Annotated in this window: 9 protein-coding genes; 3 read left to right on the top strand and 6 right to left on the bottom strand. The window is 45.9% G+C overall.

All coding sequences use genetic code 11. The annotated features are described in order from the left end of the window. The 3 genes from H6S82_RS07405 to H6S82_RS07395 all read right to left on the bottom strand — a co-directional run. Positions 1-3,587: PAS domain S-box protein (locus H6S82_RS07405; protein ID WP_191056119.1), on the bottom strand; the 3,587-nt coding region annotated here is incomplete at its 3' end. A 285-nt stretch (positions 3,588-3,872) separates the two neighbouring features. Beyond that, positions 3,873-4,433: an NUDIX hydrolase gene (locus H6S82_RS07400; protein ID WP_190461512.1), complete on the bottom strand. Its 561-nt coding sequence runs from the start codon at positions 4,431-4,433 to the stop codon at positions 3,873-3,875. Positions 4,434-4,509: 76 nt separating this feature from the next. Then, the gene (locus H6S82_RS07395; protein WP_190461514.1) at positions 4,510-6,261 is read right to left on the bottom strand and encodes an N-acetylmuramoyl-L-alanine amidase; all 1,752 of its coding nucleotides are present in this window, start codon (positions 6,259-6,261) and stop codon (positions 4,510-4,512) included. A 3-nt stretch (positions 6,262-6,264) separates the two neighbouring features. On the opposite strand from H6S82_RS07395, the gene H6S82_RS07390 reads away from it, so the two are divergent. Beyond that, on the top strand, positions 6,265-6,444 hold the full coding sequence (locus H6S82_RS07390) for a hypothetical protein (protein ID WP_190461515.1): 180 nt from the start codon (positions 6,265-6,267) through the stop codon (positions 6,442-6,444). 15 nt (positions 6,445-6,459) lie between these two features. On the opposite strand, the gene H6S82_RS07385 is transcribed toward H6S82_RS07390, so the two are convergent. Together H6S82_RS07385 and H6S82_RS07380 are read right to left on the bottom strand one after the other, a co-directional pair. After that, positions 6,460-7,029 carry a pyridoxamine 5'-phosphate oxidase family protein gene (locus tag H6S82_RS07385; protein WP_190461517.1) on the bottom strand — a complete coding sequence of 190 codons (570 nt, stop codon included), beginning with the start codon at positions 7,027-7,029 and terminating at the stop codon, positions 6,460-6,462. Continuing rightward, complete coding sequence (locus H6S82_RS07380; RefSeq protein WP_190461519.1) at positions 7,022-7,192, bottom strand: hypothetical protein; 171 nt, start codon at positions 7,190-7,192, stop codon at positions 7,022-7,024. The genes H6S82_RS07385 and H6S82_RS07380 overlap by 8 nt, the downstream gene beginning before the upstream one ends. Before the next feature lie 146 nt (positions 7,193-7,338). Here H6S82_RS07380 and H6S82_RS07375 point away from each other — a divergent pair, with 146 nt between their 5' ends. Together H6S82_RS07375 and H6S82_RS07370 are read left to right on the top strand one after the other, a co-directional pair. Next, positions 7,339-9,039 (top strand): CTP synthase, encoded by a 1,701-nt coding sequence (locus tag H6S82_RS07375; protein ID WP_190461521.1) that lies wholly within the window; start codon positions 7,339-7,341, stop codon positions 9,037-9,039. A gap of 150 nt (positions 9,040-9,189) precedes the next feature. Beyond that, positions 9,190-9,609, top strand: coding sequence for a hypothetical protein (locus H6S82_RS07370; protein WP_190461523.1), 420 nt, complete (start codon positions 9,190-9,192; stop codon positions 9,607-9,609). Here H6S82_RS07370 and H6S82_RS07365 read toward each other — a convergent pair. Then, positions 9,601-10,199 (bottom strand): ROK family protein (locus H6S82_RS07365; protein WP_191056117.1); only part of this gene is annotated, 599 nt, incomplete at its 5' end. The genes H6S82_RS07370 and H6S82_RS07365 overlap by 9 nt on opposite strands.

Raw genomic sequence — 10,199 nt, 5'->3', positions numbered from 1 at the left:
TTATGGCGATCGACTTCCAGAACACCCTTAAGCTGACGTGTCAGTATACGGACTAATCGCAAACCCAGTGTTTCTGCGGTTTCTATATCGAAGTCAGGCGGTAAACCAACGCCGTTATCACCAATTTTTAAGTGAAATTGGTGAGAATTAGCTTGGCTAAATATAATACTAATTTGACCTTGATTTCCTTTGGGAAAAGCATATTTGAGCGAATTAGAAACCAGTTCATTTATAATTAAACCACAGGGTATGGCTGTTTCTATATTGAGAAAAATTTTGCCTACTTGAAGGTTGAGATGGATGCTATTACGGGTGCAACCAAAAGACTGAAACAAATTAGCAGCTAGGTTTTCAATATATTCCGCGAAGTTAATGAGATCTAAATGCTCGGATTGATATAATTGCTCGTGAATAAGTGCCATTGAATGGATGCGGTGCTGGCTTTCGCGAAATAGAGCGCTCGTCTGATCGTCGTTGACAGATTGGGATTGCAGTTCTAGCAAACTGGAAATTACCTGCATATTGTTTTTGACGCGATGGTGAATTTCCTTGAGCAGAGTTTCTTTTTCCTGCAAAGAAGCTTTGATTTGTGCTTCTGCTTGCTTGCGATCGCTGATATCTTCCACAACCAGAATAAAATACTTCGGCTCACCCGTATTACCGCGCAAAAGCGATACGGTCATATTCACCCAAACCGCTAAACCATCTTTACGAATGTAGCGTTTCTCCATCGAGTAATTGTGAATTTCACCTGTCGATATCTGGCGGTAGTATGCTAAGTTTGTTGTTAAGTCATCGGGGTGGGTTATCTGTGGGAAAGTCTTTTGTTGCAGTTCTGCTACTGTGTAACCTACAATATCGACAAACTTTTGATTGGCTAGAAAAAACTGACCGGATAGCAACACCTGTGCGATCCCGACCGCCGCTCGATCGAAAATGCTCCGAAAGCGCTCCTCGCTCTCTCGCAAAGCTGCTTCTACCCGCAAACGCTCTGCAATTTCCTGGCGCAGTAGTGCGTTCGCAATCTTTAATTCAGATGTGCGCTCTTCAACTCTAATTTCTAGCTCTTGTTTAGCTTGTTGCAGTACAGAAATAGCTTGTTTGCGTTCGCTGATATTTTGCGAAACAACCATACCAGCGAAGATTTCTCCCTTTTCATTTCTAACTGGCAAAGCCGTCATCGAGTAGATTTGGTCAGCGTATGATAATTCAAAAGTGTTTTGCTCTCCAGCCAGCGCTGCCCGATATTTTGGCTCCAATATTTCCCGGTTTTTTGGCGAAACTGCCTCCCATAAAGTTTGGCCTTCTAAATTTTCTTTAGACAAACCGGCAGCTACCAATTCTTGACCGTCAGCAATGGTGTAGCGAAAATCGCGATCGAATAAAATTACGGCTCCATTAGGGAAATTTTCCACTAAAGTGCGGTAAAGTTTTTCACTTCTTTTAAGCGCGTCTTCTGCCTGCTTTTTCTCCGTGATGTTGCGAACAATACTAATCACTTCTTGTTCTAAAAACGGTAACAGCCTAGTTTCATACCATTGTTCTCCATTTGCCATCGATAAAGAAAATTCTAAAATGACTAACTCGCCAGTTTGAAGAACTTGGTGAATGGCAGAGCAAATTCGATCGCTCACATTTGGGGGCAGCACTTCTGACACTTTTTTGCTAATAAATTGTGTCGGCGGCACATATAAATCTTGCTTTTGTCCCGCATGGTAATCGAGATAAGTTCCATCAGCGTCTACACGAAAGTACAAATCCGGTAAAACCTGAAAAATAGCTTCCATCTCGGAAGTTTTGCGTCGCAATTTCTCTTCTGCCAGTTTTTGTTCGCTAATATTGTGACTGACTGTAGCTAAGCCGATCGTTTCTTTTGTCTGCGGATCTTCGATCGCAAATCCATGCACCCGCATCGGAATCAACTCGCCAGTTTGAAAATGCCCAAATCCCAATTCCCCTTCCCATCGACCTGCCTGCCGTATACTGGGCAACACTTCCTGTAACCAAAACTCTCGGTCTTGCGGATGAACAAAGTCCAGCAGGCATTTGCTGGAAACTGCATCTACCGCTGCGAGTCCGATCGGCTGACAACCGGCCTGATTTACGTAAAGCAATTGGCCATTTAGCGCTGCGATCGCAATAAAGTCGTAGCTGTTTTCTACCAAAGCGGCTAACTTTTCCCGTTCTTGGGCTGCTTGCTTGCGAGCGGTAATATCTATAACAGTGCCGAGAGTTTGTGCGGGGGAACCGTCAGGATTTCTAGAAAAAACAGTGTCCCGACTCATAAACCAGCGCCATTCACCGTTAGCGTGTCTGAGGCGATACTCAGTTTCACTCGCTTCTCCATCCTTGAGTGCGGGAAACGATGCGACTAATTTAGATATTCTGGCCCAATCTTCAGGGTGCATAATAGTTCGGAACAGAGCGCTTCCTAACTTTTGAATTTCCTCTGGCGTGTAACCGAGAATTGTACTAGCTTGTTGATTGACGTAAATATTGCGGTTTTCGTTCAGATCGTAAATATAAATCAAACCCGGAACTGCTTCTGCAATCCGGTGAATGAAACGCTGACTTTTCTGTAATGCTTCTTCTGCTTGTTTGCGAACGGTGATATCTTGGGCAACTCCGACAATTTGCTTGACAATACCCCGATCGGTGCGATTAAATACGGTCTCTCGACTTTGAAACCACCGCCAATCACCGTTGGCGTGGCGCAAACGATACTCGATTTCCAAAATCTCCCCATCCTCAGCTTGAGCGATTCGTTTTTGAGATTGTTCTACGAGTTGTTCTAAATCATCCGGATGCAGCAGATGAGAAATCAGGTTTGTTTTCATTGGCTCGATTTGCTCTGGCGTATAATCCAGGAACTCGGCAACAGCGCTATTTACATAGACGTTGCGCTGTTCGATGCGATCGTACAGGTACAAAATACCGGGAGTGGCGTCAGCAATGCGTTGGATAAACTGTTCGCGCTCTTGCAGATCCGAAGACGATCGCACCCCTTCGGTAATATCGATGCCAACAGCTATTATATATTCAACTTCTTTACACTTATTTAAAATCGGCGTATTCGACCAGGCAATCAGTCGGCGAGAACCATCTTTCGCCACCCAGTAGTTTTCGCAATAATTCGGAGAACTATCAGCAGTAATTCTGCCACAGACAGCTTTAACTCGCTCTCTTTCTTCTGGCAGTAAGAACAGATTGTGGACTTGTTTACCTCGGACTTCCCGAAACGAGTAACCCGTAGTTCTCTCACAAGCCCGGTTAAAGCGGACAATGCACTTGTGGCGATCGAGAACTACAATCAAAGCGGCGGAAGTGTTCAGCAAAGCCGACATGAATTTGCGCTCTTGTCTCAGCCCTGCTACAAGCCGTTTTTGGCCATCGAGTTGCCTTTGCAAAGCTGCATTCGCTCTCCTTAGCTCGAATGTTTTTTCTGCTACTTGTCTTTCTAATTCTTCAGTCAGATGGCGCAGTCGAGCCTCTGCTTGGCGAGCAAGTTCTGTCTGCACGTGTAATTGCTCTTTTAGTTGTTGTAGTTCAGATGTTTGCTCAACATCTGCTGCTGCTAATTCTTCCATAATTATTATTTGTTGTCGCGATAAATAGGTTAGGTTCGTTACCGCGTTCCTCAATTAAATAAATCTTAGCTAACCGAGCGCAGTATTTGCGATCGCAAGTTCATCCTAAGTAATACCAAATCCGGGTCTGCTACGGCCTTTTTTAACCTCTATCTTCTTCTGCTACTCCCCCAATCCCCCGCTCTGCCGCTCTGCCGCTCTCAAACTGTCCTCAATAATAACGGGGCTAATCGTAGCGTATTTGGTATAATTTCCCTTTTTTCTCTAGGCTTAGCAATATCAAACTTACCCTTCAGCCCGCAGGTGGCCTAAAAAATGTAGCCCCATAAAAAGGGCGGTAGTTGTACCAGTAACATTTATTTCTCCCCTATAAACTTTTTCCATAACTTCAGAAATGGGAACCAATTCAACTTCAATATCTTCTGTAATATCCAGATTACGCTTACCAGAGTACGTAACATTTTCAGTCAGAAACAGATGAATTTTATTCGTATCCTTAATCGGATTATCGTATAGCGTTGCTAGCTTAATCATTCGATCGGCAACATAACCCGTCTCTTCTTGGAGTTCCCGACGTGCGGCAGTTTCCGCACTTTCTGTTTCCGGATCGAACCCCCCAGCGGGAAGTTCTAACATAATTTCATTAGTCGCGTGTCTGTATTGACGAACAAAAACAACTTCTCGGTTTGGGGTGACAGGAAATACTAAGGCTATATCCGGTCTAACGATGATAAAAAAATCATCAATAACTTTACCGTTAGGCAATTCTATTTCATCTTGCCTGATTGTTACCCATTTGTTGTTAAAAACAAATTGGGAATTAAGGGTTTTCCACTTTTCAATCATTGGTAATATGTCCTAGTGATTGGAAATTTTCAGCAATCATAATGGCAAAAAATTAATCATAGCTCATCAACGATGACTAATGACTAATACGTAACCATTCAGTAATACCATCGGCGATCGCATCTGCCATTTTCTGTTGTTCTTGCGGATTCATCACCAATTCAAACTCATTTGGATTGCTCATAAAACCGAGTTCTAACAATATTGAAGGTGCGGTTGCCGGACGAGTTAAGGCTAAATTATTCCAAAACACACCGTATTCAGGACGCCCCAACTTTTGCACTACATAATTTTGGATAAACATCGCCAAACTATGAGCTTGTGGATGATACCAAAAAGTGGAAAATCCCTTAGTATTTTCGGCATCACCATTATCTGGTAAAGAATTGTGGTGAATGGAAATAGCGATCGCAGGTTGCAACTTATCGATGATCGCCACCCGGTCTTGCAGCGACAGCTCGCGATCGTCCTCCCGCGTCATGTACACTGTAGCACCCTGCGCCACCAGTCGGTCTTTTATCAGCTTTGAGATCGTGAGATTGACATTTTTTTCCAAATAACCGTTTGGCCCCGCTGCGCCTGGTTCAGCACCGCCGTGACCCGGATCGAGAAGAATTTTAATCCCGGATAAACTCTTTTGAGATTCTTTTGTTCTATTGGGGGAATGTCGCAAAGTTAGCACCAAGTTGCTACTTTCATATCTCATCTGATAACCCCATTGTTGCTGGGATTTCAGATTAAAAGTATATTGCACTTGCGAGGGTGCTACTTGTTGCCAATCTAAGCGGGCAACAATTGGGTCATCATCAAAGCGAATGATATCGGTTTGAGCGGTAGTATTGTAGAGAGTAACAGCGAGAGTGCTAGAGCCCTGCTGTACGCTAACTGGCACCGGTACTTGCAGGGGAAAGATAACTTCTGTCGCACCGGGAACCTGACGGGTGCGAAGAGTGCGAATAATCGAAGTAGGCGGTGCAGCAGCTGGAATAATCCTGACTTCCTTATCTTCTATCCAACCACCATAATCCAGTCGCAACCATTTTCCTTCGCGACCGGTTACCGTTGCTTGCGTTCCTTTCGGCAAAGGCGTCAGACGAGAATAGTCAGTCCCTGCGCCAGTGCGAGTAATCGCAGAATCTACAATTACTTCTGCTATTTCTAACTGCGTTGGCGATAAAATTTCAATATTTCCCTGCGCCATCTGAGTGGTACTTTTGCCGTTGATTGAAAGTTGAAATTGAGGACGCCCCAATTTTCCAGCCGCGTTAGCTTTAGCACAACCTTGGTATTGACCGTTAAAAGAGCGAGGATTGGTTTGATATTGTCCGGTCAACGCGGCATAATTGGATGGCACTTCTGCCACTGGTGACTGAGGTACGAGAGGAATAGTTTGATTTCCCAATTTTACAGAGACGGTGGCGTTGGGAGGTGCGATCGCGCTAAAACAAATCAGTTCACCAGACAATTTAGCAACATCCACCCCCGGCTTGAGGGAATCTTTCCCAAACGCCAGACCCACCGGACGACTCGGTTGACTTGACACTCGCGTTACCCTAATCTGGCGTACCTGACCTCCATAGCGGAATGTAAAAATATTATTTCCCAGTCGCAGCGGCAAACTGGGCGCAAAATGTCCCGTCGGACTTCTTTGGATTACTTTGCCATTCACCAGCACACTTCCACCTGCTGGTGCTGTTCCTAGAAAAAAGATCCGGTCAGATGCGGTTTGGTAATTGGCCGGTGGAAAAGCCACATAAAGAGATTTTGCTGCCAAAGCTGGATACGATACCACAGTTGCTAATGCCACTAATCCTAATACTTTTCTCATTTTTTGTCAGTTGTCAGTTGTCAGTTGTCAGTTGTCAGTTGTCAGTTGTCAGTCGTCAGTCGTCAGTTGTCAGTTGTCAGTTGTCAGTTGTCAGTTGTCAGTCGTCAGTCGTCAGTTGTCAGTTGTCAGTTGCTAAAAAGCTTATTGCTAATTAGCATATCTGTGCTACTTGCTAACCCCTAATCCCTAACCCCTATATCAATCTCCAAAAATCTTTGTCGGCAGTCCGTCAATACTTTTTTGGTTTTTCTCTCGCCAATATGCAACTATGCCCTCTTTCCCCTTTTTTTCAGCCCAGTCTACAAGCGTTCTCCTTTCTTCCTTTAATTCATAAATAGGTACGCCAAATCCGCAAGATGTTTGTACCGATTCAATATCCAGCACAATAATTTGTCTTTCTCCCGGTGTCGGCTCAAATAGAGAGTAAAACTTATCCCATTCTTGATGTCTGGGGCCAATGACGCGCCCGCGTCCGTAAAGACGCAAAATTAAAGGCTTCTCGTCAAAGCTGCAAAACATAACAGTCATCCTGGCATTGTCCTCATTGCCAATATCGGGATAAGAATTTAAATGTGCTGCCGTCTCGTTACCGCTGCCAGTTAAATCGAGATAAGCTGCTGTTTTATTATCTATACAGCGAAACGTATCCCTCCCCTTTGGCGATAAGTTAATTCTGCCCGATTTTGGTGCAGTTGCCGTAAAGAAGATTTTTTGTTGTTCAATAAATCTGCGTAACTCTTCATTCAACTCTGAGTAGAACTTAGCCATTTACAAAATCCTCATCATCGCTGTCGTTGCTGCTAGCATCTGGGTGATGTTTGCTAGGGTATGGTAAAATTTTGATTCTGCGTACTTCATATTGCCCAGCCACCGATCGCATTTTCAGCAATTGCCAATACTTAATCTTCTTAGCAAACAAAAAAACAGTCAAACTAATTAGCGCTTCATACCGATTAAAAAATTCAGCAAGCAACCCCGTCAAGCCGATAAAATTTCGCTAACATGGAATGCAAGTTGCTAAGAGTGTGGCACAATTAACGGGGTGGGTTGCGAGAACGCACTAATTTTAAGCATATTATGACTAAGTTTGTCTTTGTGACCGGCGGGGTCGTCTCCAGTATTGGCAAGGGAATTGTCGCCGCCAGCTTGGGGCGGTTATTGAAATCGCGGGATTATTCTGTCTCGATTCTGAAACTTGACCCCTATATCAATGTCGATCCCGGAACGATGAGTCCCTACCAGCACGGGGAAGTATTTGTCACGGAAGATGGTGCCGAAACAGACCTGGACTTGGGACACTACGAGCGCTTCACGGATACGTCGATGTCTCGCCTCAACAGCGTCACGACGGGCTCGATTTACCAAGCAGTAATTAACAAAGAGCGCCGGGGCGACTATATGGGGGGTACGGTGCAGGTAATTCCCCACATCACCAACGAGATTAAAGAGCGGATACAAAGAGTAGCAAAAAATACAAATCCAGATGTAGTAATTACGGAGATAGGCGGCACTGTAGGGGATATTGAATCCTTACCTTTCATGGAAGCGATTCGGCAGCTCCGCAAGGATGTGGGACGGCAGAACGTGCTATACGTACACGTAACGCTGGTGCCTTGGATCGCTTCGGCAGGGGAGATGAAAACGAAGCCGACGCAGCATTCGGTGAAAGAATTGAGATCGATCGGGATTCAACCAGATATTTTAGTTTGTCGGTGCGATCGACCCCTGCCATCGGGAATCAAAGACAAACTCTCGGAATTCTGCGACGTGCCTGTGGAATGCGTTATTGCCGCTCAAGATGCCAACAGCATCTACGAAGTGCCCTTGATGATGGAACGGGAAGGACTGGCGCAGCAAGCACTAGAAATACTGCAACTGGAGCAACGCCAACCGGATCTGAGCCAGTGGCAAACCTTAGTAGAGCGCCTTTACAGCCCCACCAACCGCATCGAAATTGCGATCGTCGGTAAATACGTCAGATTGAGCGATGCTTACCTATCGATGATAGAAGCACTCCGTCACGGAGCGATCGCCCTGTCTCTCGACCTTAACCTCCGCTGGGTAAGCGCAGAAGACATCGAAGCCAACGGCGCAGAAAACTATTTAGAAGGCGTCAACGGTATAGTCGTACCGGGAGGTTTTGGCAGTCGCGGTGTGGATGGTAAGATTGCCGCAGTCAAATACGCCCGCGAAAACCACATACCCTTCTTGGGCTTGTGCTTGGGGATGCAGTGTTCCGTCGTGGAATGGGCGCGTCACATTGCCGGTTTACAAGATGCCAACAGCGCCGAGTTTGCCCCCAATACTGCAAATCCAGTCATTAACCTGCTGCCGGAACAGCAAGATGTAGTAGACTTGGGCGGCACCATGAGGCTGGGTTTGTATGCTTGCCGTTTGGCACCCAATACCTTAGCTTATCGCCTTTATCAGCAGGAAGTGATTTACGAACGCCATCGCCACCGCTACGAATTTAACAACGCCTATCGCAATCTGTTTCTGGAAAGCGGCTATGCCATCAGCGGCACTTCCCCCGATGGGCGCTTAGTGGAAATAATCGAACTTCCCAACCATCCCTTCTTCATTGCCACCCAATTTCACCCAGAGTTTCAATCTCGTCCCAGTACGCCGCATCCCCTGTTTAAAGGATTTATTCAGGCGGCATTAGCCAAGCTTTGGGATGGCAAAGAACCACCCTTAGCAGTAGCTTCTGCGGTAAAAGAGCAGGTTATCGCCAACCAAGAGCCCACCCCATCTCTGAATGCTTCCGTAATATCCTAGTCTGAGGCGGCAATTGCTTCCCTGAAGTATCTGCACGCTCAGGATCGGCGTGCAGCTCGTTCCCCATATTAATTGCGGGGGCTTCAGGGGAGCGGTACGACGCCCGGTATAGCGTCTGCTGCGATCGAAACTGCGGTGTAAGGAGAGCCTGTGGCCTATTGGATCAAAATTACTTACGAGAGGAAAGAATATGTAATCGATCTGGATCGAGTTTGTGCTTTTTCATATGAGCCCAACAGCAGGATTACCTTTTGGTTACCAGAAAGCGCTTTTCCGATCGTCATCAATCCCCAGGGGCACCCAGAAGCTCATCAAAAAGTCCTGACCTACATTCAAGCAACTACAGGGCAGAATTTTGAGTCTTATTGGGTCAAAATTCATTACGAGCGGAACGATTATTTAATCAACCTTAAGTGCATCAGTGCTTTTCAATGCGAACCGAACGGCAGAATAACTTTTTGGTTGCCAGATAACGCTATGCCAATTGTGATCCACCCGCAAACTAATCGAGAAGCGTATGAAAAAATTTTGAATTATATCAAACAGGTAACGGGATATTTATTACCCTAAAGCCAATTTGGCTGCACCCACCATTCCCGCTTGGTTGCCCAACTCTGCTGGCAAAAGCTGCAAACCGCTGCGGGAACTGGGGAGAACTCGACGCTCAATTTCTGCCATAGCTGCTGGGAAGAAAAATTCCGCACTCGCACTTATTCCCCCACCAATAACGATCGCTTCTGGCGTCAGAATGTAAATCAGACTAGCCAAACCAATACCGAGATCTCGTCCGTAACTTTCCCAGAATTCTAAAGCAAAGCGATCGCCTGCTAATGCCCGCTGACCCAGTTCCTCCGGTTCCAACCCCGTCCGGCGTCGAATTGCTTGTATAGATACGTGTTGTTCCAAGGAACCGCGATTGCCGCTATTGCATTCTGGGCCATCTGGGTACAAAGCGATCAACCCCAGTTCCCCAGCCGCACCTTGATGTCCGGTAAATAACTTGCCATCCAGGATAATCGCACCACCCACGCCAGTTCCCAAGGTGAGTAAGATCAGATTGGGAAAGCGACGACCCGCACCTAACCAAGCTTCCCCCAATCCCGCGCAATTAGCATCGTTGGCGATAATTGTCGGTAAACCCGTCTTTGCTTCTAACCAAT

Origin of the sequence: Planktothrix sp. FACHB-1355 (assembly GCF_014748295.1) — a bacterium.
GTDB lineage: Bacteria > Cyanobacteriota > Cyanobacteriia > Cyanobacteriales > Aerosakkonemataceae > Aerosakkonema > Aerosakkonema funiforme_A.
This window is presented reverse-complemented; position numbering and strand designations above follow the sequence as displayed.

Excerpts from the sequence above, each read along its gene's own strand:
- H6S82_RS07385 (WP_190461517.1), bottom strand. The coding sequence starts at position 7,029 with ATGGCTAAGTTCTACTCAGAGTTGAATGAAGAGTTACGCAGATTTATT.
- H6S82_RS07375 (WP_190461521.1), top strand. The coding sequence starts at position 7,339 with ATGACTAAGTTTGTCTTTGTGACCGGCGGGGTCGTCTCCAGTATTGGC.
- H6S82_RS07400 (WP_190461512.1), bottom strand. The coding sequence starts at position 4,433 with ATGATTGAAAAGTGGAAAACCCTTAATTCCCAATTTGTTTTTAACAAC.
- H6S82_RS07395 (WP_190461514.1), bottom strand. The coding sequence starts at position 6,261 with ATGAGAAAAGTATTAGGATTAGTGGCATTAGCAACTGTGGTATCGTAT.